The following is a 24465-nucleotide window of genomic DNA, read 5'->3' as shown; positions in this document are numbered from 1 at the left end:
ATTTCCCTCATTGTTTAATTATCAGACGGTAAAGGCGGAACCGCCAATCCTGTCCGTTGGTAGAATTCGGTCACGAAGAGCGCTAATTTACCCCCTTCGATTGCCTGGCGTAAACCAGCCATCAGGCGCTGATAGTAACGCAGATTGTGGATGGTGTTCAGACGCGCACCCAAAATTTCGTTACAGCGATCAAGATGATACAGGTAAGCACGGCTGTAGTTGCGGCACGTGTAGCAGTCGCATTCAGCATCGAGCGGAGACGTGTCATCTTTATACTTCGCATTGCGGATTTTTACCACGCCGTCGGTCACGAAAAGATGTCCGTTACGTGCGTTGCGGGTGGGCATCACACAGTCAAACATATCAATACCACGGCGCACGCCTTCCACCAGATCCTGCGGCTTACCGACGCCCATCAGGTAGCGCGGTTTATCCTCAGGTAACTGCGGGCAAACATGCTCCAGAATACGATGCATATCTTCTTTCGGTTCACCGACCGCCAGGCCGCCCACAGCGTACCCATCAAAGCCAATATCTACCAGTCCTTTAACGGAGACATCACGTAAATCTTCGTAAACCCCGCCCTGGATAATACCGAACAATGCGTTCTTATTTCCCAGAGAATCAAAGCGATCGCGGCTACGTTGTGCCCAGCGTAGAGACATCTCCATTGAACGCTTCGCGTAATCCCAGTCAGCCGGATACGGTGTACATTCATCAAAGATCATCACGATATCAGAACCGAGATCGTACTGAATCTCCATTGATTTTTCGGGATCGAGGAAGATCGCATCACCGTTGATTGGGTTACGGAAATGGACGCCCTTCTCGGTGATCTTACGGATGTCACCCAGGCTGAACACCTGGAAACCGCCGGAGTCCGTCAAGATCGGGCCTTTCCACTGCATAAAGTCATGCAGATCGCCGTGCAATTTCATGATCTCCTGGCCCGGACGCAACCATAAATGGAAGGTATTGCCGAGGATGATCTGTGCACCGGTATCGATCACTTCTTCCGGGGTCATGCCTTTTACCGTGCCGTAGGTCCCCACTGGCATAAATGCCGGGGTTTCTACCACGCCGCGCTCAAAAACCAGACGGCCACGGCGTGCGCGACCATCAGTAGTGTCTAATTCAAATTTCACATTGCCTCCACCAGAGAAACAGTCTGATGTAATGGTTAAAAGAGGGTCAGGCATGCCTGCCCCCTGCGGGAAAATTACTGGCCCGGGATCTCGGCGTACGCCTCAGGATTACGGGTAATAAACATCGCATCACCATAACTGAAGAAACGATATTTTTCAGCCACGGCCTGCTGGTAAGCCTGCATCGTGTGTTGATATCCGGCAAACGCCGACACCAGCATAATCAGCGTCGATTCTGGCAGGTGGAAATTGGTCACCAGCACATCAATGACTTGATAGTGATATCCAGGGTAGATAAAGATTTTCGTATCGCCGAAGAACGGGGCAATCAGCGCATCCTGCGCCGCCTGCGCGGCGCTTTCCAGCGAACGCACCGAGGTGGTGCCGACCGCGATCACCCGGTTGCCGCGTGCTTTACAGGCGAGCACTGCATCCACCACATCCTGCGGCACTTCGGCGTATTCCGCGTGCATAATATGATCTTCGATGGTGTCAACGCGCACCGGCTGGAAGGTCCCCGCGCCAACATGCAAGGTGACAAACGCTGTCTCAATACCTTTCTCACGCAGCGCAGCCAGCAAAGGCTCATCAAAATGCAGGCCCGCTGTTGGGGCAGCTACCGCCCCTGGTTTCTGGCTGTACACCGTCTGATAAAGTTCGCGGTCGGCGTCTTCATCCGGGCGATCAATATACGGCGGCAGCGGCATATGGCCAATGGCGTTCAGAATATCGAGAACCGGCCGCTCATCATGAAACTCAATTTCAAACAACGCATCATGACGTGCCACCATGGTGGCCTGCACATTTTCATCATCACCCAGCAGCAATTCAGTGCCTGGCTTAGGGGCTTTCGAGGAACGTACATGTGCCAGCACGCGTTTATCATCGAGCATGCGCTCAATCAGCACCTCGATTTTTCCACCGCTGGCCTTACGGCCAAAAATACGTGCCGGGATCACCCGGGTATTATTAAACACCAGAAGATCGCCGGGATTGAGCTTATCCAGCAAATCGGTGAATACCCCATGCGTCAGTTCGCCATCCGGGCCATTCAGCGATAGCAGGCGGCACCCGCTGCGCTGGGCTTGCGGATAGTGGGCAATCAAAGATTCGGGCAACTCAAAAGTAAAATCGGCAACGCGCATGGTCATTCACAGTCTGGGAAATCAGGGCGCACATTCTAGCTGAAAACTGCTCATAGCTAAACAATCTGCTTAATATCGACAGAAACTACGCTAGAATCGCGCCATGAACTATCTTGCTCACCTCCATATGGCCACTCTTGCCAACAGCTCGCTGCTGGGCAATATGATGGCAGACTATGTGCGCGGCAACCCGCATCAGCAATGGCCTGAAGCTATCGCTGACGGTATTGCACTTCACCGCCGGATTGATGCACTGACCGATTCCTTGCCGGAAGTGCGCAGCGCCCGCCAGCTTTTTCGCAGCAATACTCGCCGGGTGGCACCGATTACGCTTGACGTCATCTGGGATCATTTTCTGTCATCTCACTGGGATAAGCTGGTGCCGGAAATTTCTTTGCCAGCTTTTTTGTCACAGGTGAAAAGTGTGATCGAACCGCAACTTGGGACAACCCCGGAGCGATTCCAGAATCTTAATCACTACTTATGGACCGGACGCTGGATGGAGCGTTATGCCGATGCTCCTTTTCTGCAAGAGGTGCTGCGCGGGATGGCAAGCCGCCGTCCTAAACTGGCAGCACTGGAAGACAGTTATCAAGATTTCGTTGATAACTATCAACAGCTTGAAGTGTTATTCTGGCAGCTTTACCCGCGTATGATGGCGCAAGCTGTTCAGCGGAAGTTGTGAAACATCTTGCCCAGTTTTACACCTTGCCCTTTTTTTAAAAAAGGTTATTGTATGAAACTGCTTGATAATTACTACGATTTTGATAGGTATAGCCTATCTTAATAATCGGTACAGCACGCTGGTCCCTGATGGGGCACGCCCCGTATACTGCCCGCGTATTGTCACCTTATTTCAACTTACTTTTACAGGAGTGAACATGGTCCTGGTAACTCGTCCAGCCCCTGATTTTACCGCCGCAGCCGTACTGGGCAACGGTGAGATCGTAGAAAACTTCAACTTTAAAAAACACACCGCTGGTAAAGCCACCGTTGTGTTCTTTTGGCCAATGGACTTCACCTTCGTATGCCCTTCTGAGCTGATCGCTTTCGACAAGCGCTATGCAGAATTCCAGAAACGCGGCGTGGAAGTGGTTGGTGTTTCCTTCGATTCAGAGTTCGTGCACAACGCATGGCGTAAAACTCCGGTTGATAAAGGCGGCATCGGCGAAGTTCAGTACGCAATGGTTGCTGATATCAAACGTGAAATTCAGAAAGCCTACGGCATCGAGCACCCGGATGCAGGCGTGGCTCTGCGTGGTTCTTTCCTGATCGACAAAGCCGGTGTGGTTCGCCACCAGGTGGTTAACGATCTGCCACTGGGCCGTAACGTTGACGAAATGCTGCGCATGGTTGACGCGCTGCAATTCCACGAAGAGCACGGCGAAGTGTGCCCGGCTCAGTGGGAAAAAGGAAAAGAAGGTATGGGCGCATCTCCAGAAGGTGTTGCTAAGTACCTGACTGAGAACGCCTCTAAGCTGTAATTGCTTGTGCGTTTTCCAGGAAAGCTCGCTTCGGCGGGCTTTTTTTTCACCTCAATTTCCCGCCCCCCATCTTTCGTCACACCTTTAGACGAAATTTTGTCATGATGCCCACTGACCTGTCCCCCATCACAAGGATGATCCCGATGAAAAAGAGTGCTCTGCGTTTTTCCCTCGCCACCCTGTTCAGTTCACTGAGCCTGATGGCCCAGGCCGCGCCTCACTATGTGCTGGAAAAAGTGGTGGAAATCAGCCGCCACGGCGTTCGCCCGCCAACGGCGGATAACCGTAAAGAGATGGAGACCGGCAGTGATCGCCCCTGGATAAGCTGGTTAACCGCCGACGGTCAGCTCACTGGTCACGGCTACAGCGCGGCATGGCTTAAAGGCCAATATGAGGGAAACCAGTATCGTCAGCTTGGCCTGCTTGGCGCAGGCTGCCCGACAGAGAAAGATATTTTTGTCTGGGCCAGTCCGTTACAGCGTACCCGTGCCACTGCTGAAGCGCTGACTGACGGGGCCTTCCCCGGCTGTGGCATCACTATTCATCACTCCCCGGAAAAAAACGATCCGCTGTTTCAAAACCAGGGTCCGGGATATGCCACCCTCGACCAGGAGCAACAGCGTCAGGGGGCACTGACCGCCCTGGGCGGCACGCCAGCCGATGCACAAAAACGGCTGCAACCAGAGATCTCCCTGCTGAAAAAGGCCGTCTGCCAGCCAGATAAGCCCTGCCCAATCTTTGATAAAATGTGGGAAATAAAATTCGCCTCCGATGGCCGTATTATGATCACCGGTCTGGATACCCTGGCGGCTATGGCAGAAACCCTTCGTCTGGAGTGGAGCGATAATAAACCGCTGAGTCAGGTGGCGTTTGGTCACGCCGACAGTGCCGCACAGATCGGCAAGCTCATGGCATTACTGACACCGAAATACGATGCCACCAACGATCAACCCTACGTCGCCCGGCGTGGCGGTTCCTTATTGATGGAGCAGATTGCCAAAGCATTGCAACAGGGCGTGACGCCGCAACAGGATGCGCCGCCGGAGGCTCGCTGGCTGCTGTACGTCGCTCATGACGTCAATATCGCTTATCTGCGTACGTTGCTGGATTTCAGCTGGCAACAGGGTGACTATCCTCGTGGCACTGTCCAGCCAGCAGGAAGCCTGGTATTTGAACGCTGGAAAGAGACACAAAGCGGGAAACTTTTTATCCGCATTCTGTTCCAGGGGCAGAGTCTTGATCAGATTCGTCAACTGACACCCATCGACAGCCACCACCCGCTACTGATCACCGAGTTAAAATTTGCCGGCTGTGAGAAAACCGAAGCAGGTACTCTGTGCCCTTACGACAGCGTACTGCAACACCTTAACCAGAATATAGACCGGTCACTGATTCGCCCGGTAAGCTATCCGAATCAACCCGCATCACACTGAGAAACGCCATGACTTTCCGCAGTATTGCGGTAATACTCAGCGGCACATACAGAGGGAGTGCCGATGGCGTCTGAAAACAAAAGTTGGGTTACTGCGGCCGATGTTGCACGCCTTGCCGGTGTATCACGTTCTGCCGTCTCGCGTACCTTCACCCCTGGCGCTTCCGTTTCTGAACCGACGCGCCAGAAGGTGATGGCCGCCGCCAGTGAGCTGGGCTACCAGGTGAATATCATTGCGCGCACCATGATCACCGGTAACAGTAATTTTGTCGGGATCATCACCGCCGGCTTCGATAATCCTTTTCGCAGTAAACTGCTGGCCCCGCTGGTACATCATCTGGCGTTACAGGGGTTTATTCCTCTGCTGATGAATGCCGACGATCCCCAACAGTTAGAACCCTCACTTCGCCAGCTGCTCAGCTACCATGTGACGGGAGTAATCATCACCTCCGGCGCGCCTCCACTGTCGCTGGCCGAAGAGTATCTGGCAAAAAAGATCCCCGTGATGTTAATCAATCGTCACGCCGACCTGCCCGGTGCCGATCGCATTTGCAGTGATAATGCGCAGGGTGCAAAGCTGGTAGCCGCCCTGTTCAGGGAACAGGGCCTGCAACGGCTGGCCTTTATCGGGGAAGAGGCGGAAAACTTCAGCACTGACCAACGCTGGCAGGCCTTTCGTGAACAGGCGCCGCAGGCCATTGCCCTTTTCTGCCCACGAGGCGGTTATCAGGCGGGTTGGGACGCCGCAGCTAAACTGCTTGCTGATTATCCCAATTTACAGGCGATCTTTTGTGCCACCGATATGCTGGCGATGGGCACCCTGGATTATTTGCACCAGCATCCTGCTTTCTCTGCGATTAAAGTCGCAGGATTTGATGACATCCCACAGGCCGCATTCGCTGCGTATCAACTGACGACGATCCAGCAAGATACCGACAAACTGGCGCAACTTGCCGTTCATTCTCTACTGGAAAGGCTGAAAAACTTCACCCAGCCTTCGCAGCAAAAATCTGTTCCTGTCACACTTATCCGCCGTCATTCCGCCTGATTTGGACAATTTGTTTTATGTTATAACGATCACGGAATCATTTTTTCATTCTGGTCATTATTCTGTCACAACGTTGTAACACGCCTTTTTTACACTTGCAATTGCACACGTGTGCATAGAGGATCATTATGTTAACGATACAGACGGTATTGCCACGCCTGGTGTTTGCCCTGGCCATGGTGCCGGTATTCAGTAGCCAGATAGTGCAGGCAGAAACATTTCACCTGGAAAAAGTCGTGGAGATCAGTCGCCATGGGGTCCGCCCGCCCACGCCGGATAACACCAAAGCAATGGAGGCAGGGACAGATCGCTCCTGGCCACAGTGGCTGACCGCCGATGGCGAACTGACCGGGCACGGTTATGCCGCTGCGGTATTGAAAGGCGGGTATGAGGCAAACGGCTGGCGTCAGGCCGGGTTGCTGACGTCGGGATGCCCTGACAGCAAGACACTGTATGTCTGGGCAAGCCCGCTACAGCGCACAAAAGCGACGGCGAAAGCATTAACCGATGGTGCATTCCCGGGGTGTGATGTGAAGGTGCACAGCGTCAGCGGTGACAGCGATCCCTTGTTCCAGAGCGATAAGATGGGGCTGGCACCACTGGACGAAGCACAAGCCCGGGCGGGAATTGAAAAGGCAATGGGCGGGAGCGTTCAGCAGGCAGAGCAGCGTGCAGCCCCGGAGATCGCCCGTTTGAAAGCAACCGTCTGTCAGGCGGACCATCCCTGCCCTATCTTCGATCACCCATGGAGTATCAAGCGTAGCAAGGACGGGCGTTTTGAGGTCGAGGGACTCGCGACGCTGGCGAATATGGCAGAGACTTTCCGCCTGGCATGGAGCGAAAATCAACCTTCTGCCAACGTGGCTTTTGGCCACGTTCACTCCGCCGCTGACGTGGCAAAACTGATGCCGCTGCTAACCACAAAATATGATTATATCAACGATGTGCCTTATATCGCGCAGCGTGGCGGATCGATATTAATGGATCAAATCGCCAAAGCGCTGGCAACCCAACCGGTAAAAGGGGGGCCGCCCGACGTGCGATGGCTGCTGTATGTCGCGCACGACACCAACATTTCCTGGCTGCGTACCATGCTGAACTTTAGCTGGCAGCAGGCCAGTTATCCGCGAGGCAACATTCCTCCGGCGGGCAGTCTGGTGTTTGAACGCTGGCGCGAGACGCAGACCGGAAAACGTTATATCCGTCTCTATTTCCAGGCGCAGACACTCGATCAAATTCGTTATCTGACACCGCTCAACGCCACTCAGCCACCGCTGATCAGCGAGCTGGGATTCGACGGCTGTAAAATCACCAAGGTCGGTACGCTTTGCCCTTATGAATCAACGCTAAACCGTATCAGGAAAAATATCGATCACGAGGTGCTGGCACCGGTCAGCTACGAACAGTAAGAGATAGCGACAATCATCAGAGTGAACGTAGATCGTTGCGTTCAGCGTTCCCGATTACACCAGCCTGACTCCTGACACCGGAATAAATACGTTAACTTTTTATTTATTCCGGTTGACTGGAAAAGCCAGGGAATTATTCATCCTGATACGGTTTCACACGATAAGCACAGCGCCGTGACTGGCTGAGAATATGTTCCACGCGGACCACCTCGGCCTCCAGCACCTCAGTGAAAATGGCCTGTTCTGCACGACAAAAGCCCTGACAGGTCGCCGCGGCAGCGCAGATGGGACAGTGGTTTTCAATCAGCAGCAGGCTGCCATCATCCATTGTTTCGTATTCCGCCATATAGCCTTCAGCGGAGCGTATCTCTGCCAGTCGTGCAACCCGTGCGGTTAAACCTTTCAGATGACCAAGCTCCTGCCAGTAAAGCTCCCGGGATTTCTGCTCACGTTTCGCAATCAATATCTCAATGGCCTGTTCACCAAAAGAATCGCGAACCACTTCCAGCAGTTGTACGGTCAGTTCAGGGTGTGTATCAGGAAATTGCTTTTCCCCTTCTGCGGTAAGCTGCCAAAACTGCGAAGGCCGCCCAACACCTTGTGACCGGGAAACAGCGGTCACCAGTCCCTCTGTTGCCAGTTTGGTGAACTGTTGGCGCGCGGCTTCTGCTGTCATTCCCAGCGCCTTTCCCGCCCCGGAAGACTGCTGAGGCCCACGCGTTTTCAGCATGTACAACAGACGCTGTGATGACGATAAGTGCTCTTCAGACGTGGCAGGCAAGTGATTTATTGACAAGTTTTTCTTTCCCCCCCTTAATATTCAAAGCATTTACTTGTTTTATTATTTTACCTCAGGGCTGTGCGGCCGACAACCCCAGGGTGACTCACTGCAGGATTTAAAGGAGCCATTATGTCATCACATGAAGGAAACTGGGGAGATCTTCTCTCCGGAAAGAATGCCGCACGCTCGATTGCGCTGTCAGGAGGAGTGGCGCTGCATGCCATTAATATTTACATCGCGACCACCGTGCTACCTTCGGTCGTCAAAGAGATTGGCGGGCTACATCTTTACGCATGGAATACTACGCTGTTTGTGGTGGCCTCCATACTTGGCTCGGCGCTCACCAGTCGGACGTTGAGCCGGACCGGGTCTCGCGGCACCTATGCTATTGCTATTCTGTTGTTTATCGCGGGTTCTCTGCTGTGTGCCCTGGCACCGAGTATGCTGATGATGTTGCTGGGACGCACCGTTCAGGGGCTAGGTGGAGGGTACCTGTTTGCACTTGGCTACAGCATGATTTATTCAGTATTTGAACGTTCGCTCTGGACACGTGCCTTCGCGCTCATTTCGGGTATGTGGGGAGTGGCGACCCTGGTCGGTCCGGCTATTGGCGGAATTTTTGCCGATATCGATGCATGGAGGCTGGCTTTTGGTTTTCTGCTACCGGTGACATTCATCTACGCATGGGTCGTCTGGCGGGCTTTACCCGATGATAGCGAGGAGCGCAGGCCCGCCACTCGCCTGCCGTGGGTACAGCTGATGCTGCTTACCGCTGCGGTGCTGGCAATCAGCATTGGCAGCACCAGCTCAGCACTCACTGACAATCTGATCGGTGTCGGGCTGGCAGTCCTGATGATGGCACTATTAATCCGCCAGGAGTTGCGCAGTGATGCCTGCCTGCTGCCACGTAACGCACTGCGCCTGAGTTCCCCTCTGCTACCACTTTATCTGACTATCGGCCTGCTAGTTGTCGGCATGACCAGTGAAACCTTTGTGCCCTACTTTCTACAAAATCTGCACGGGCAGACTCCGCTGATGTCCGGCTATCTGGCGGCACTGATGGCGGCGGGCTGGACGCTGGCCGAAATCTGGAGCTCCGGCTGGCGCGCCAGGCGTGTTTCGCTGGCGATCATTATCGGACCCATACTGGTTCTGGCCGGAATGGCGATACTGTCATTCTCCCTGCCGGTACAAAGCGACTATGGGCGAACGCTGGTGGTCATCATTTCGCTGGGATTACTGCTGGTTGGCTTTGGTATCGGGCTGGGCTGGCCCCATCTGCTGGCACGGGTGCTGGATGTCACACCGGAAGAGGATCAGGATGCCGCAGCGACCTCAATCTCCACGGTACAACTGTTTGCCACTGCGCTGGGCGCCGCACTGGCCGGGATGTTGGCGAATCTGGGAGGGCTGAATATACCCGGTGGAATAGAAGGTGCCAGCAATGCAGCATGGGTGATGTTTAGCGTACTGGCTGTTGCTCCGCTGTTGGCGATCTTTAGCGCAAGACGATCAACACCAGCTTAAAAAGAGACAGAAGATAATGCTGGCCATCTTACTGGCCAGCATTAACAAACGTCGCTCACAAGCTGTCTAACGATTCTTACGTTTCACCCATTGCCAGCTCACCAGCAGCAACAGGATCCACCCCATCCCGACGTAAAGTGAAATACGGGTATCCGGGAAATAACCAATCAGCCCAATCACAAACATCAGAAACAGAATCCCCACTACGGCAGTGGCCGTGCCACCCGGCAGCGAAAACTTCAGCGCTTTCTGTTGCTCAGGCGTCAACGTACGACGGAAGCCGATCTGCGAGAAGAGGATCATAATCCACACCCAGACGGTAGCAAACGTGGCCAATGAGGCGATCACCAGGAACACTTTCTCTGGCATCAGGTAGTTGAGGTATACCGCCACCAGCATCGCCATCATCATCGCCAGCACCGTGACCCACGGCACGCCTCTGCGTGATACGGAAGCAAACACTTTCGGCGCATGTCCCTGCTCTGCCATACCGTGGAGCATACGCCCCACGCCAAACACATCGCTGTTAATCGCCGACAGCGAGGCGGTAATCACCACAAAATTAAGAATTGTTGCGGCGGCGGCTATGCCCAAATTCTGGAAAGTCAGTACAAACGGACTACCGTTCGTCCCCACCTGGTTCCAGGGGTAAATGGACATAATCACAAACAGCGTACCGACATAGAACACCAGAATACGCAGCGGTACCGTATTAATCGCCAGAGGAATCGACACCTGCGGATCTTTCGCTTCACCGGCTGTGATGCCGATAATTTCAATACCACCGAAGGCAAACATCACTACCTGCAATGACAGCACCACGCCTATCCAGCCATTGGGGACAAAACCGCCGTGGGTCCACAGATTACTGATCCCCGTTGCCTGGCCACCGTTGCCAATGCCCCAGAAAATAATGCCAAAACCGGCCACGATCATCACGATAATGGTGGCCACTTTAAACAGTGACAGCCAGAATTCGACCTCACCAAACACCTTTACCGTCGCGAGGTTAAGCGCGCCGATAATCAGCACCACGCTCAATACCCAAATCCAGTGCTGAACGTCCGGGAACCACACGCCCATATAAATGCCGAAAGCGGTGACATCGGCAATGGCAACAATCAGGATTTCAAAACAGTAGGTCCAGCCGGTGATATAGCCTGCGAGCGGGCCGAGGTAATCACGTGCGTAGCGGGAGAAAGAGCTGGCCTGTGGGTTGTTAACGGACATTTCACCCAGGGCGCGCATAATAATATAGGCCGCGAGCCCACCCACCATATAGGCAATCAAAACGCCAGGACCAGCCATTCTGATGGCGTCAGCCGAACCATAAAACAGTCCGGTGCCAATGGCAGAACCCAGAGCCATAAACCGGATATGGCGGGTACTCAGTCCCTTTTTGAGTGTTGTACTTGTCATATTTACACCTGTCGGCCCCTTACCGGCAAGGAGGTAAGGGGGAGTTTTTACAACGCTATTGCTGATGCGCAGTAACCGACTGGCGGCCTGTAACGCGATCGTACACGGCTACCAATACCAGCATCACCAGTGAAGGTGGCAACCATGCCAAACCTTGGTCTGCCAGTGGCAGATTCTGGGTTACTGCTGGCAGAAGTGCCTTTAAGTTCGTACTTTTGATTGCATCAACAATGCCGAAAACCAGGCTAACCAGCATCGTTGGCGCAATAATCCTTGAGCTTTTTTTCCACCATTTTAAAGTGAAGCTCAACAGTACCAGTACGATGCAAGGTGGGTAAATCGCAGTTAACACTGGAATTGAAATTTGAATCAAATGACTCAGACCCAGGTTAGACACCACCATCGAGAACAGACCAAGAATAAACACCAGCTGACGATAGCTAAGAGGCAAGTAGTGCTCAAAGAACTCCGCGCAGGCACAGGTCAGGCCGACAGCGGTCACCATGCAGGCAACAAAAATCAGCGCCGCCAGGAAGAAGCTGCCCATACCGCCAAAGGTATGCTGTACGTAGGCATGCAGAATGGCCGCACCGTTAGCGTTCTGGTCAACAATGGATGCACTGTCGGAACCCAGTTTAAACAGTGCCAGATATACCAACGTCAGACCCACACCCGCAATCAAGCCGGCTATCACGGTGTAACGCGTGAGTAACTTCGCTTCTGTGATGCCGCGTGAGCGTGCTGCATTGACGATAACAATACCGAACACCAGCGCGCCGAGGGTATCCATGGTCAGATAACCGTTCACAAAGCCGCTCGAGAACGCCGCACGCTGATAATCAGCCGTTGCCGGTGCAAGACCGCCCGCAGGCCACAGCAGCGCGGCCAGGCCCAGAACAGCCAGTGCGAAAATTTTCAGTGGTGCCAGTACGTGCCCCACGGTATCCAGCAGTTTGCCAGGATAGAGGGAAATGCCAATCACCAGGGCGAAGTAGACGACGCTGTAGATCATCAGCGGCAACGCACCATCACCGGTTAGTGGGGCAATCCCCACTTCAAACGACACGGTCGCCGTACGCGGTGTGGCAAACAGCGGGCCAACGGCCAGATAGCAGACGGTGGCCAGCACGATGCCAGCCGCCTTGCCAATCGGTGAGCTGAGGGCATCAATGCCACCACCCACGCGCGCCAGCGCAATCACCGTAATCACCGGCAGACCCACAGCCGTGATCAGAAAACCGATAGCGGCCATCCAGACATGTTCGCCAGACTGAATCCCCACCATAGGGGGGAAAATGATGTTTCCCGCACCGACGAACAGGGCAAATGTCATAAAGCCCAGCGCCAGGATATCTTTCGAAGTTAAACGATGTGTCATAAGAAATTGTGTTGCCCGTGATGGTGTGAAAAGTCGTAATGTCAGGCTCAAATTGAAAACCTGTCCCCCTGCTCGCTCTAAAAACGCCGCCGAATCAAACCAATACAGTGGAATGCACTTTGTAATACCGGGTTGACAGCGAATGTGAGCTGATTATTTTCTGTATGCAGGGGGATGACGAAAAAACGGGGGTAAGTAGAACGTTTATAGCGAAGAAAGGCAATACGGGATCGGAAAAGCAGGATGATATAGCGCAAAAGACTGCATAACCAGTGCATATATTTAGATCTGATGAAGAATGCCTTACATGATTTGTATCTTTTTCGTCCGACGCAACGTTAATTTCTGCAATAAACCCTCGTCATATGCACAAAAGGCGCGGAAATCCGCGCCCTGTACACAAAATGATGCAGTCATTACCAGATGCGGCTGGCGACATCCACCACCAGGCGCAGCTTAGCCCACTGCTGCTCTTCCGTCAGGCTGTTGCCCTCTTCCGTTGAAGCAAAGCCGCACTGAGGGCTCAGGCAAATTTGATCCAGGCGGACAAACTGTGATGCCTCGCGAATGCGTTTTTCCACCGTTTCAGCGGCTTCCAGCTCCCCTGTTTTCGTGGTGATCAGGCCCAGAACCACCTGCTGTTTGCCCGGTTTGATAAAGCGTAATGGCTCAAATCCACCTGAACGCTCGTTATCGTACTCCAGGAAAAAAGCATCAATGTTGACGCCGCCAAACAGGATTTCGGCCACCGGCTCATAGCCACCTTCGGAGATCCAGGTGGATCGGAAATTGCCACGACAGACATGCAGGCCAATGACCAGGTCATCCGGCTTCCCTTCGATGGCTTTATTCAGTACACGGGCATAGATGCGGGCCAGCTCTTCCGGGTTATCGCCACGTTCGCGGATCTGCTGTTTCTGATCGTCAGAACACAGATAAGCCCAGACAGTATCATCCAGTTGCAGATAACGGCAGCCAGCATCATAGAAGGCTTTAATGGCGTCACGATACGTCTGCGCCAGATCGTCAAAATAGACATCCAGATCAGGATAAACGTCAGCATCAATCACTTTACGCCCACCACGGAAGTGCAACACACTGGGGCTTGGAATGGTCATCTTAGCCACGGCATCGCCACTGATGCTTTGCAGGAAACGGAAATCTTCCAGCATCGGATGATTGCTAAAGCCCAGCTTACCGGTCACTTTCACACCCCGTGCTTTTGTCTGCACACCGTTAAACTGAATACCCTGCTCGGCCTCATAACGCTCCACGCCATCCAGACCATCGAAGAAGTCGAAATGCCACCAGGCGCGGCGGAATTCGCCATCAGTTACCACCTGCAAACCGTTTTCACGCTGATGGGCTACCACCTTACGGATCGCTTCATCTTCCACCGCACGCAGTGTCGCAGCATCTATTTCACCAGCCTCAAACTGCTTACGAGCCTGTTTAATCTCAGCCGGGCGCAGGTAGCTGCCAACCACTTCGGCACGGTATGGGGTAAATGTTGTCATGATGAAAACTCCTGGCCTGCACGCGGCGCATAATTTAGTGACGTAATAATTACATCAGGTTATTTTTAGACATCTGGACGTCTACATGTCTGTTGAGCTAAGAGTCTCATGAGAAACCTTCAGCGGCAACCGAAGAAATTTCACGGCAGATGAATAATTTTCATGATGACTGAGTGAGGGTCAGGCGTGCCTGACCCCTACAAGGTGGGAGCAATATATTGTAGGGGCGAGGCACAGTGACAGGGTCAGGCGTGCCTGACCCCTACGAGATGGGAGCAATATATTGTAGGGGAGAGGCACAGTGACAGGGTCAGGCATGCCTGACCCCTACGAGATGGGAGCAATATATTGTAGGGGAGAGGCACGGTTACAGGGTCAGGCGTGCCTGACCCCTACGAGACGGGGACCCATGTATTGTAGGGGCGAGGCACGCCTCGCCCGAAGGCACGGTTACTCGGCCAGCATCGCACGGGCGCGCTGCATCTGCTGCTCAGACAGGGGCAGATACCCCGCTTGGCTGACCAGCGCCTGGCCCTGTGGAGAAAGCGCTAAACGCAAAAAGGCAGCCGTCAGAGGCTCCAGTGGTTTATCGGGCGCTTTATTGACATAGATATAAAGAGGACGGGCATAAGGATAGCGGCCGCTGCGAATATTCTCGGCGCTTGGCGCGATCCAGTCATTGCCATCACGCGCCACCGGCACGGTTTTGACGCCGCTGATATGAAACCCGGCACTGGCATAACCAATGCCATTCAACGTTCCCGCAACGGCCTGCACCACAGCGGCAGAGCCGGGATATTCTCCGACATCATTACGGAAGTCACCGTTACACAGCGCCTGCTGTTTGAAGAATCCCCAAGTCCCGGAGGCCGAGTTACGGCCAAAGCGCTGTAATCCCCGCGTCGCCCAACCGGGCTGAGTTAACTGTAAATCCCCCCAGGTTTTGGGCACGGATAACCCGCCACAGCGACGCGTCACCGAGAAAATGGCGTCCAGTTGCTGGGCATTCAGGCCGGTTAACGGGTTATCCTGATTGACCACCACCACCAGCGCATCCATCGCCACCGGAACAGCCAGCGGCTGATAACCGTAACTGTCTTCAAATAACTGGCGTTCTACCGCCTGCATCGGGCGGCTCATCGCACCTAGCTGAGCAGCCCCCGCGGCAAGCGCAGTCGGCGCAGTCGACGAACCGGCCGCCTGGATCTGCACATTCACACCGGGATACTGACGATTAAAACTCTCACCCCACAGCGCCATCAGGTTACCCAGCGTATCCGAGCCAACGCTGGTGAGATTCCCCGCCAACATGCCCTGCTTCGCCGGGACCTGCGAACTGACCAGCACCAGCGCCAGCGCGATTAACATTTTCATTGCATGGGTTCCGTGAGACTTAATGCAACGCATTCTCGACCAGTTCGGCACTGACAATCAACCTTGGTGGCAATTGAAAGCTGAAACAGGTTTCAGCGCCGGGCGTGCTGCTGATATCCAGGCGCGTATTGTGGTGGCTGAGCGCATGCTTCACGATAGCCAGCCCTAATCCACTACCGCCCGTCTGTCGGGAACGCGCTTTATCAACCCGATAGAAACGCTCGGTCAGGCGAGGCAGGTGTTCCGGTGCAATCCCGGGTCCATTATCTTTAACCTTAAACTGTGCCCCCTGCGGGCTGCGCAGCCAGCTGATATCAATACGCGTGCCATCCGGCGTATGGTTAACCGCGTTATACACCAGATTGGAGATCGCACTGCGCAGCTGCTCGTCGTTGCCAAACACGCGCAAATGCGGGTCGGTATGGAAATAAATATCATGGCGGCCGTTACTGAGCGTTTCCGCTTCACGCTGCAACACCCGCAGCATTATCGGCACATCCACGGTTTCCTGCAAATCGATTGCCGGGGCAGCTTCAATGCGTGACAAGGTCAGCAACTGTTTCACCAGGCTGTCCATGCGTTTAGTCTGCTCCTGCATGGTGTGCAGCGCCTTATCGCGCAGACTGCCCTCCAGCACGGAATCGTTCATCATCTCCAGATACCCCTGCAATACGGTGAGCGGCGTACGCAGTTCATGGCTGACATTAGCAAAGAAGTTACGTCGGGCCCCTTCCAGCTGATGCATCTGGGTGACATCACGCGCCACCAGCAACCATTGCCCTTCACTGTAAGGCATCACACGAAATTCAAGATGGCGATGGCTGTTCAGCACCAGCGTAAGCGGGCGAGAAAAATCACGCTGACGCAGATAGCGGGTAAACTCGGGGTAACGCAGCAGATTGAGGATATTCTGCCCGTTATCTTCCGGCCAGCGCAGCCCCAGCATCTGCTGTGCGAGGCCGTTGCACCAAAAAATCGTCCCCTCTTCGGTGGTCAGTACCACCGCATCAGGCAGAGATTCTGCACCGCTACGAAAACGTTTGATCAGATGACCGAGTTCACGGCGGCGGCGGCGGTTACGCGCCTGCATTTGATACAGGCCGTAAAACAGCGGTTCCCAGCTGCCACGGCCGCTGGGAGGTGTCATGCTGCGGTCAACCCACAGCCAGTGAGAGAGTCGAAGTAAGTTGTTGAAATGAAAGCCCAGCACACAGAGTACTGAGATTAACAGCAGCCAGGGGAGCCAACCCACCAGCAGCCCGAGCAGTAACGCGGGCAAACCGGCAAGCAGCAGCTCAAACAATAATCTCTTCCAGGAGAGGCGTTCCAACACGGTTCAGACTCCAGCGCGAACAATCAATAGCGTGCAGAGAAACGATAACCTGTTCCGCGAACCGTCTGCACCATACGATCGTGCCCGGTCAGTTCCAGCGCCTTACGTAAGCGACGAATGTGCACATCAACGGTACGATCTTCGACGTAAACGTTAGTTCCCCAGACATGGTTTAGCAACTGCTCACGGCTGTAAACACGCTCAGGATGCGTCATAAAGAAGTGCAGCAATTTATATTCGGTCGGCCCCATTTCCAGCGGTTGCGTGTCAGACATCACGCGATGCGATGACGGATCAAGACTCAGCCCCTGCATTTCAATCACCTCTTCCACCGCCATCGGTGAAATACGGCGCATCACCGCTTTAATACGGGCCACCAGCTCTTTGGGTGAGAAGGGTTTCGTAATGTAATCGTCGGCACCCACTTCCAGGCCACGGACGCGATCTTCTTCTTCGCCACGCGCGGTCAGCATCATAACCGGAATATCCCGGGTCATGGCTTCACGCTTCAGATGCTTAATAAACTGAATGCCGGAACCACCCGGGAGCATCCAGTCCAGCAGGATTAAATCCGGCCACGGCTCAATGAGCATACTTACTGCGCTGTCATAGTCCTCGGCTTCGATCGGTTGATAGTCATTTTGTTCCAGAACGAAACACAACATCTCACGGATTGGGGCTTCATCTTCAACCACCAGAATGCGCTTGGCCATTATTGCTCCTGCTACAGTGACAGGTTGTCACGGGGATATGCGGCGCCATTATGCGTCAGTTTTATGACACTTTTATGAAAAAAGCACCCCCTAAAAGCATTGATGGAATTAAATAAAATCCCCTCCTCATCAATATGTTTATCTGCTCTGAATAATTCGGGATGCAGGACAGGTATAATACTCCCCACGCTTTCTGCCATGAAAGGACCCCCATGCGCATCATTCATACTGCCGACTGGCATCTTGGCCAGTTTTTCTACACCAAAAGCCGGGCAGCCGAGCACCAGGCATTTCTTGACTGGCTGCTGGTTAACGCAGAAGCACAGCAGGCGGATGCGATTATTGTGGCAGGCGACATCTTTGATACTGGCTCTCCGCCGAGCTACGCACGTGAGCTGTATAACCGCTTCGTGGTCAATCTGCAGCAGACCGGCTGTCAACTGGTGGTACTGGGCGGCAATCACGATTCAGTCGCCATGCTGAATGAATCCCGCGAGCTGCTGGCCTGCCTGAACACTCGGGTGATCGCCGCCGCCTGCGACGATGTTCGTCAACAGGTTCTGGTTCTTAATCGCCGCGATGGCCAGCCAGGAGCACTGCTGTGCGCCATTCCATTTTTGCGCCCGCGCGATATTCTGCGCAGCCAGAGCGGGCAGTCAGGGCGCGAAAAGCAGCAAAGCCTGCTGGAAGCCATAACTGAACACTATCAGCAGTGCTGGCAGGAAGCGCTGAAACAGCGTGATGCACTGGGCCTGCCGCTACCCATTATTGCCACCGGCCATCTGACAACGATGGGCGTCACCAAAAGCGATGCGGTGCGTGATATCTATATCGGCACGCTGGATGCATTCCCCGCCGATTGTTTTCCCCCTGCGGACTATATCGCCCTGGGGCATATCCATCGCGCTCAGCGCATTGCCGATAGCGATCATATTCGCTACAGCGGCTCGCCGATCCCGCTCAGTTTTGATGAGCTGGGTAAAGCCAAAAGCGTGTTTCAGGTCGACTTCAGCGACGGCAAACTCAGCGCGGTCGAAGCCTTACCGATCCCGTTATTCCAGCCAATGCAGATGATCAAAGGCTCTCTGGAACAGATTGAGCAGCAGTTGGCGGCTCTCACGGCCGATCCACAGGGTGGCACCATCTGGCTGGACATTGAAATCGTCACCGATGCTTACCTCAGTGAGTTACAGCGCCGTATCCAGGAGCTGACCGAATCCCTGCCCGTAGAAGTGGTGCTGCTGCGTCGCAGCCGCGAACAGCGCGAACAGGTGATCGCCCGACAGAACAATGAAACGCTGAATGAATTGAGTGTTGAAGAGGTGTTTTCCCGCCGTCTGGCGCTGGAGGCCGAGGAACCTGAACGGCTGGAACGCGCCAGAGTGCTGTTTGCTCAAACGCTGGAAGCCGTTCGCCATGAGGAGCAGCCATCATGAAAATTCTGACGCTGCGCTTTAAAAACCTCAACTCGCTGAAGGGGGAGTGGAAAATCGACTTCACCGCAGAACCTTTTGCCAGCAACGGCCTGTTCGCCATTACCGGCCCGACGGGCGCAGGTAAAACCACCCTGCTGGATGCCATCTGCCTCGCGTTGTATCACGAAACACCGCGCCTGAAAGGCATCACTCAGTCGCAAAATGACCTGATGACCCGTGATACCGCCGAGTGCCTGGCAGAAGTGGAATTTGAGGTGAAAGGTGTTGCCTGGCGCGCTTTCTGGAGCCAGAGCCGCGCTCGCGGCGCCGCCGATGGCAACCTGCAGGCACCGCGGGTTGAGCTGGCACGCTGTAGCGATAATCACATCGTGGCCGACAAGGTCAAAGATAAGCTGGAGAGGGTAGCCAGCCTGACCGGGCTGGACTTCGAACGCTTCACCAAATCGATGATGCTGTCACAAGGGCAGTTTGCCGCGTTCCTCAATGCCGATGCCAATAAACGTGCCGAGCTACTGGAAGAGCTGACCGGCACCGAAATATACGGTCGACTGTCGGCGGCGGTGTTTGATCGCCATAAACAGGCGAAGGTGACGCTGGATACCCTGCGCGCCCAGTCCAGCGGTATGAGTTTGCTCACCGAAGAGCAGTGCGCCCTCCTTAACAGCCAGTTGGCACAAAGTGTGGAGCAGGAGCAGGTGCTTACTTCACAACAGCAGATCCAACTGAAAAAAAGTCAGGAACTGCAACAGATTGAACGCTTGCAACGGGAGCAGCAACAGCTGACCGTCAGCGCGCAGCAGCTGGATCAACAGCGGGAGCAGGCACAGCAGGCGCTGATTCTGGCCACGCAGCAGCAAGAGCAGATCGTGCAGGCGCAGGCGCAACACCAGACGCTGCGTTTGCAACAGGAAACCCTGATCGCCGAACAGGTCCTGCCGCTTGACTTGCAGCTGGCCACATTACGCGAACAGCAACAGCAGCTGGAGCGAGAGCGAAGTGAACACCAACTTGCGCTCACCACACGCCAGCAGGAAAGCGCTAAAAACCAGCAAACTCAGCAGGACAAACAGGCGCAGCAGCAGCAGCTCAATGCCTGGCGTGAAGCACATCCGTCGTTTGCACATTACGGCGAGCATCTGCCGCTGTGGCGTGAACGCTTTAGCCAGCAGCAGGATAGTGAGCAGTCACTGACCGCACAACGCTTGCGACTCCAGGCCCAGCAGCGCCAGGTACAGGAGTGTGAGCAGTCCAGCCAGCAGTTCCAGCAGCAGCAGGCCCCGTTACAGCAGCAGCTGGCCGCCGCACAGACCAGCCTCGATCAAGTGCAGCAACAGCTGGCCTCGCTACAACAGCTGCACCCCGAAGAGACGCTGCGCGCCGCCCTGGAGCAATTTGCCCGCCAGCGCCCGCAGCGGTTATTGCTGGCCACCCTGCTCCCGCAGTGGCAGCAGTTGAACATACGCCTCACGCGCTTACAGCAGGAGCGCCAAACGCTAACGCAACAGATCCAGCAAAAAAGTGAGCAGTTACTTACCCTGCGGGCCAGCTGGAAAGAGAAATATCAACATCAGCAGGACCTGGAAAAGCGCTGTGAGCTGGAGCGGCGTATTGCCGATCTGGAACAGCACCGGGCACAGCTGGAAGCGGGCCAGCCCTGCCCGCTGTGCGGTTCAGAAAACCATCCGGCCGTACAGCAGTATCAGGCGTTACAGCTGTCGGAAAATCAGCAGCGGCTGGACGCATTAAAGCGTGATGTTGAACAGCTTAAAGATCAGGGCAGTACCTGCGCCGCGCAGCTTAAACAGGCGCAACAGCAGGACGAGCGCCAGTTGCAGGAAGAGGCGGAACTGAACCGTCAGATGCAGCAACTGGAGCAGCAATGGCAGTCCGCCACCGCCGCCCTGGCGCTGTCACTCAGCCCGCAGCAGCATCAACAGACCAGCGACTGGCTGGCACAGCAGGATGAGCAGGAAACGGCAAAGCAGCAGCAGTTACAGCAGCTGGAGCAAGCGTTGCGCCACTGCCAGCAGCAAAAAGAGGCGCTGTATCAGCATCAGCAGGCCTGGCAGGCCCTGCAACAGCAGATCCAGCTTCAGCAGCAGCAGTTTACTGCCGCCACGCAGACGCAGAGCGAACAGCAGCAACAGCTCACCCTGGATGAACAGCGCGCACAACAGTTGCGCATCAAGCTGGCAGAAGGGGTTGCACCGCTGGGGCTGACACTGCCGCAGGATGGTGATTACCAGCGCTGGTTGCAGCTGCGCGAAACGGAGTGGCAACAGTGGCGCAGCAACAGCGAGGCGCTGGCTGCGCTGGTCCCTGAACTGGCGACACTCTCCAGCCGCCAACAGGCGCTGGAAGAAGAGTTACAACAACAACAGGCACGCCTGGCTCAGCTCGACCAGCGTCTGCAACAACAGCAGGAAACGCTGAAGCACTGCCAGCAGCAGCGCCAGGCATTGTTTGGCGATCGCGACGTTACGACTGCACAGCAGCAGCTGCGAACAGAGACGGAACAGCATGCGCAGGCCGTTCGCCAGGCGCAGACTGCGTGGCAACAGCAGCAGGACAGGATAAATACCCTGACCGGACAGCATAAATCACTAAATGAGCAGTTGATTAATCTACAATCGCAATTAGACGAAATGGTGAACCAATCAGGCCATTTTGATGACCTGCCTGCACAACGGATACTACTGGAAAGCCAGCTGAGTGAGTTAAATCAGCAACTGCGCGAGCTGGCCAGCCAGCAGGGTCAGCTACGTCAGCAGCTGCGAGATGACAGCGAACGGCGCACACAACAGCAGACATTGCTGGCTGAGATCGCCGCTAACGAACAGCAGCTGGAAGACTGGAGCTACCTCAATCAGCTTATCGGTTCCAAAGAAGGGGATAAATTCCGCCGCTTTGCCCAGGGGCTGACGTTAGATCATCTGGTGTGGCTGGCCAACAATCAGCTTAACCGTCTGCACGGTCGCTATCTGTTGCAGCGCAAATCGCAGGAAGCGTTAGAGCTTCAGGTTGTTGATACCTGGCAGGCTGACGCACAGCGTGATACCCGTACGCTGTCCGGCGGCGAAAGCTTCCTTGTCAGTCTGGCGCTGGCGCTGGCCCTTTCCGATCTGGTCAGCCATAAAACCCGTATTGAGTCACTGTTCCTGGATGAAGGCTTTGGCACGCTGGATGCGGAAACACTCGACAGTGCGCTTGATGCGCTGGATGCGCTCAATGCCAGTGGCAAAACGATTGGGGTAATCAGCCACGTTGAGGCAATGAAGGAACGTATTCCGGTGCAGATAAAGGTGAAAAAGATTAACGGACTGGGTTACAGCAGACTGGAAACACCGGGGCAATAGCAGCAAACAGGGGCGATCCTCTGCGATCGCCCCTGTTTGCATCAGCGTTATAACGCCGTTTTCACTTTGGCGCGCGGCCCTGGCAGGATACTGCCGTTGCGACCATCGGCAGAGAGCATCGTGCTCCCGGCAATAATCGCTATATCATGACTTTTGTCGGTCATATTGTTGGAGATTTGCTTCACCGCTGCCGTTATCAACATGCCCACCAGGCCGTTGTTACTGTTGTCCTGAGCATCGGACGCAAAGCCTTTACCCGCCCAGATCTGTTTACCGGTACGCAGGTCAACCAGACGTGCTACTGCGCTGACCTGAGTCGCACTGTCCACGACCCTATATTGGGTGCCGTAGCTGATCACTTCAACATACAGCGCCGCATCAGCATGGAAAATCTCGTGTAGTTTAGCGGTGCTGACACCCTGAGCATCATCGGCACTGGCCAGGCCGTTCTGCTCAAAGGTTTTATCTACCACCGCCACCGGGAACACATAATAACCGGACTCGGCCAGCGGCGCGGTTATCACCGACACCAGACTGTGGGCAGCCTGAATATCCGGGCTGCTGTTCTTCGCAGGCAACACCACAATCGAGGTAGGTTTGCTGGCACGAAAAGCCGTATAGTCATAAGGCGTCTGTTTAGCACAACCACTCAGTACCAGCGCCACAGCTGCGGCAATAAAGATCCGTAATTTCATTATTTCTTGTCCTTATTGCGCATCAGAAAATCCATATAAGCGGCTGATTCCGGGAACTGTGATTTTTCGGCATTGAACTGCTGAAAAGCCAGGTCTGGACGGCTGGTTTCCACATATAGCAATCCTATCTGGGCATGCAAGCCAGGAGGTACGGGTTTATTTTTTGCTTTCGCCTGCTCAACCACCGCGTTCAGCGATTCAATCTGTTGTTCAGGTGATTTGTCACGTTTGTAATAGCTATAAAGTGAGGACTGGTAATCCCCCCAGTAATAGACCGTTTCTTTTTTTTGGGCACAGGCCGTCATTAGCAGCGCGGCGGCAGCCACGCAGACAACGTTAATCATCTTCACTGTTAATTCCTTATTATTTTATTTAACCGGACGCCATGCGCCAGATTCGATTCCATTCACCAGATGATTCACTGCTTCGCGTACCGCTAAATCCATCACTTTACCATTCAGCGTGGAGTCATAGCTGGCGGTACCACCAAAGCCAATCACTTCGCGATTAGACAGAGTGTATTCACCTGCGCCCTGAACGGAATACACCACTTCTGAGGTGGTGACATCCACCACATTCAGGTTCACTTTGGCATAGGCGACCTGAGACTTACCGCGGCCAAGAATGCCCCACAGCTGCTGGTCGCCCACTTCTTTACGACCAAACTCGGTAATATCGCCGGTGATAACATAGTTGGCACCTGTAATGGACTGCTGGCTGCCTTTGTACTGCGCTTCGGCTTTCAGCTCATCAAGGTTAGCGCGGTCCAGCACATTAAAACGGCCAGTCTGCTGCAAATGGGTAATCAGGATGGTTTTCGACTGGTTACCTAATCGATCGACACCGTCAGAAAATATGCCATTCATATACGCAGAGCGGTTATCAAACTTACCGACAGCAATCGGGCTTTTTACGCCCTGATAGTGTGGCTGAGTCGCAGCTGCAACCTGAGGGGCTTCAATAGAACGTGAGGATTCCGTCGCGCAGCCGGTGATCACCGACGCGCTTAATAAGGTTAAAACAACAAGGCATTTGGATTTCATTTCATATCCCTGAATGAATTCATAACTCAAATAAAAACCCTGATCCGGAATGAATATCCAGAATATAATCAGCACGGGTTATTATAAAATAAAGGCAGGACGCCTTTGGCACGGAAGACTACCACAGAGAAATTATAAAAATAAACTAAAATGTTTAATTATTTTAATTTATCACGGTAACAAATCACATGGGGGATGTGAATCATAGTCATTTAACTAAAATAAGCCAC

At 54.2% G+C, this 24465-nt stretch carries 20 protein-coding genes; 8 read left to right on the top strand and 12 right to left on the bottom strand.

Features of this window, described 5'->3' with window-relative positions; genetic code table 11:
* Positions 1-14: 14 nt before the first annotated feature.
* Both tgt and queA read right to left on the bottom strand, forming a co-directional pair.
* Positions 15-1145 carry a tRNA guanosine(34) transglycosylase Tgt gene (gene tgt / locus LJN55_RS04985; RefSeq protein WP_227535789.1) on the bottom strand — a complete coding sequence of 377 codons (1131 nt, stop codon included), beginning with the start codon at positions 1143-1145 and terminating at the stop codon, positions 15-17.
* A 74-nt stretch (positions 1146-1219) separates the two neighbouring features.
* Positions 1220-2290 (bottom strand): tRNA preQ1(34) S-adenosylmethionine ribosyltransferase-isomerase QueA, encoded by a 1071-nt coding sequence (queA, locus tag LJN55_RS04980; protein ID WP_159337695.1) that lies wholly within the window; start codon positions 2288-2290, stop codon positions 1220-1222.
* A 103-nt stretch (positions 2291-2393) separates the two neighbouring features.
* On the opposite strand from queA, the gene LJN55_RS04975 reads away from it, so the two are divergent.
* The 5 genes from LJN55_RS04975 to LJN55_RS04955 all read left to right on the top strand — a co-directional run bounded on the left by LJN55_RS04975 (position 2394) and on the right by LJN55_RS04955 (position 7663).
* Positions 2394-2975, top strand: coding sequence for an ACP phosphodiesterase (locus tag LJN55_RS04975; RefSeq protein ID WP_133846289.1), 582 nt, complete (start codon positions 2394-2396; stop codon positions 2973-2975).
* Between the two features lie 196 nt (positions 2976-3171).
* Positions 3172-3774, top strand: coding sequence for a peroxiredoxin C (locus tag LJN55_RS04970; RefSeq protein ID WP_133846288.1), 603 nt, complete (start codon positions 3172-3174; stop codon positions 3772-3774).
* Positions 3775-3908: 134 nt separating this feature from the next.
* Complete coding sequence (locus LJN55_RS04965) at positions 3909-5207, top strand: histidine-type phosphatase (RefSeq protein WP_407647795.1); 1299 nt, start codon at positions 3909-3911, stop codon at positions 5205-5207.
* 63 nt (positions 5208-5270) lie between these two features.
* Entirely contained in the window at positions 5271-6254 is a 984-nt protein-coding gene (locus LJN55_RS04960; protein WP_133846287.1) for a LacI family DNA-binding transcriptional regulator, read from the top strand.
* A gap of 128 nt (positions 6255-6382) precedes the next feature.
* Positions 6383-7663: a histidine-type phosphatase gene (locus LJN55_RS04955; RefSeq protein WP_227535787.1), complete on the top strand. Its 1281-nt coding sequence runs from the start codon at positions 6383-6385 to the stop codon at positions 7661-7663.
* A gap of 133 nt (positions 7664-7796) precedes the next feature.
* Here the strand turns inward: LJN55_RS04955 and LJN55_RS04950 are convergent, their stop codons facing one another.
* Complete coding sequence (locus tag LJN55_RS04950) at positions 7797-8393, bottom strand: helix-turn-helix transcriptional regulator (RefSeq protein ID WP_227536346.1); 597 nt, start codon at positions 8391-8393, stop codon at positions 7797-7799.
* 180 nt (positions 8394-8573) lie between these two features.
* Here LJN55_RS04950 and LJN55_RS04945 point away from each other — a divergent pair, with 180 nt between their 5' ends.
* On the top strand, positions 8574-9971 hold the full coding sequence (locus LJN55_RS04945) for an MFS transporter (protein ID WP_227535786.1): 1398 nt from the start codon (positions 8574-8576) through the stop codon (positions 9969-9971).
* 66 nt (positions 9972-10037) lie between these two features.
* On the opposite strand, the gene proY is transcribed toward LJN55_RS04945, so the two are convergent.
* The 6 genes from proY to phoB all read right to left on the bottom strand — a co-directional run bounded on the left by proY (position 10038) and on the right by phoB (position 17705).
* Entirely contained in the window at positions 10038-11390 is a 1353-nt protein-coding gene (proY, locus tag LJN55_RS04940; RefSeq protein ID WP_133846283.1) for a proline-specific permease ProY, read from the bottom strand.
* A gap of 55 nt (positions 11391-11445) precedes the next feature.
* Positions 11446-12768, bottom strand: a complete 1323-nt coding sequence (gene brnQ / locus LJN55_RS04935; protein ID WP_133846282.1) for a branched-chain amino acid transporter carrier protein BrnQ — start codon at positions 12766-12768, stop codon at positions 11446-11448.
* A gap of 416 nt (positions 12769-13184) precedes the next feature.
* On the bottom strand, positions 13185-14285 hold the full coding sequence (locus tag LJN55_RS04930; RefSeq protein ID WP_227535785.1) for a cobalamin-independent methionine synthase II family protein: 1101 nt from the start codon (positions 14283-14285) through the stop codon (positions 13185-13187).
* Positions 14286-14735: 450 nt separating this feature from the next.
* Positions 14736-15659: a PstS family phosphate ABC transporter substrate-binding protein gene (locus LJN55_RS04925; protein ID WP_171148796.1), complete on the bottom strand. Its 924-nt coding sequence runs from the start codon at positions 15657-15659 to the stop codon at positions 14736-14738.
* A gap of 19 nt (positions 15660-15678) precedes the next feature.
* On the bottom strand, positions 15679-16992 hold the full coding sequence (gene phoR, locus LJN55_RS04920) for a phosphate regulon sensor histidine kinase PhoR (RefSeq protein ID WP_227535784.1): 1314 nt from the start codon (positions 16990-16992) through the stop codon (positions 15679-15681).
* A gap of 23 nt (positions 16993-17015) precedes the next feature.
* Complete coding sequence (phoB, locus tag LJN55_RS04915; protein WP_133846278.1) at positions 17016-17705, bottom strand: phosphate response regulator transcription factor PhoB; 690 nt, start codon at positions 17703-17705, stop codon at positions 17016-17018.
* 212 nt (positions 17706-17917) lie between these two features.
* On the opposite strand from phoB, the gene sbcD reads away from it, so the two are divergent.
* Both sbcD and LJN55_RS04905 read left to right on the top strand, forming a co-directional pair.
* Positions 17918-19141 (top strand): exonuclease subunit SbcD, encoded by a 1224-nt coding sequence (gene sbcD, locus LJN55_RS04910; protein WP_133846277.1) that lies wholly within the window; start codon positions 17918-17920, stop codon positions 19139-19141.
* Positions 19138-22497, top strand: coding sequence for an AAA family ATPase (locus LJN55_RS04905; protein ID WP_227535783.1), 3360 nt, complete (start codon positions 19138-19140; stop codon positions 22495-22497). Before sbcD ends, LJN55_RS04905 begins: the two co-directional genes overlap by 4 nt.
* Before the next feature lie 47 nt (positions 22498-22544).
* Here LJN55_RS04905 and LJN55_RS04900 read toward each other — a convergent pair whose 3' ends face one another.
* From LJN55_RS04900 to LJN55_RS04890, 3 genes are read right to left on the bottom strand one after another with little or no spacing between them, the layout of a single operon-like run.
* Positions 22545-23192 carry a DUF799 domain-containing protein gene (locus tag LJN55_RS04900; RefSeq protein WP_133846275.1) on the bottom strand — a complete coding sequence of 216 codons (648 nt, stop codon included), beginning with the start codon at positions 23190-23192 and terminating at the stop codon, positions 22545-22547.
* Complete coding sequence (locus tag LJN55_RS04895; RefSeq protein ID WP_205945446.1) at positions 23192-23536, bottom strand: DUF4810 domain-containing protein; 345 nt, start codon at positions 23534-23536, stop codon at positions 23192-23194. Before LJN55_RS04895 ends, LJN55_RS04900 begins: the two co-directional genes overlap by 1 nt.
* A 24-nt stretch (positions 23537-23560) precedes the next feature.
* The gene (locus LJN55_RS04890; RefSeq protein WP_133846273.1) at positions 23561-24235 is read right to left on the bottom strand and encodes a CsgG/HfaB family protein; all 675 of its coding nucleotides are present in this window, start codon (positions 24233-24235) and stop codon (positions 23561-23563) included.
* Between the last annotated feature and the right edge of the window lie 230 nt (positions 24236-24465).

It is taken from the genome of Erwinia rhapontici (assembly GCF_020683125.1).
GTDB lineage: Bacteria > Pseudomonadota > Gammaproteobacteria > Enterobacterales > Enterobacteriaceae > Erwinia > Erwinia rhapontici.
The sequence above is the reverse complement of the archived record's forward strand: the minus strand, read 5'-3'. Positions and strand labels throughout refer to the sequence as shown.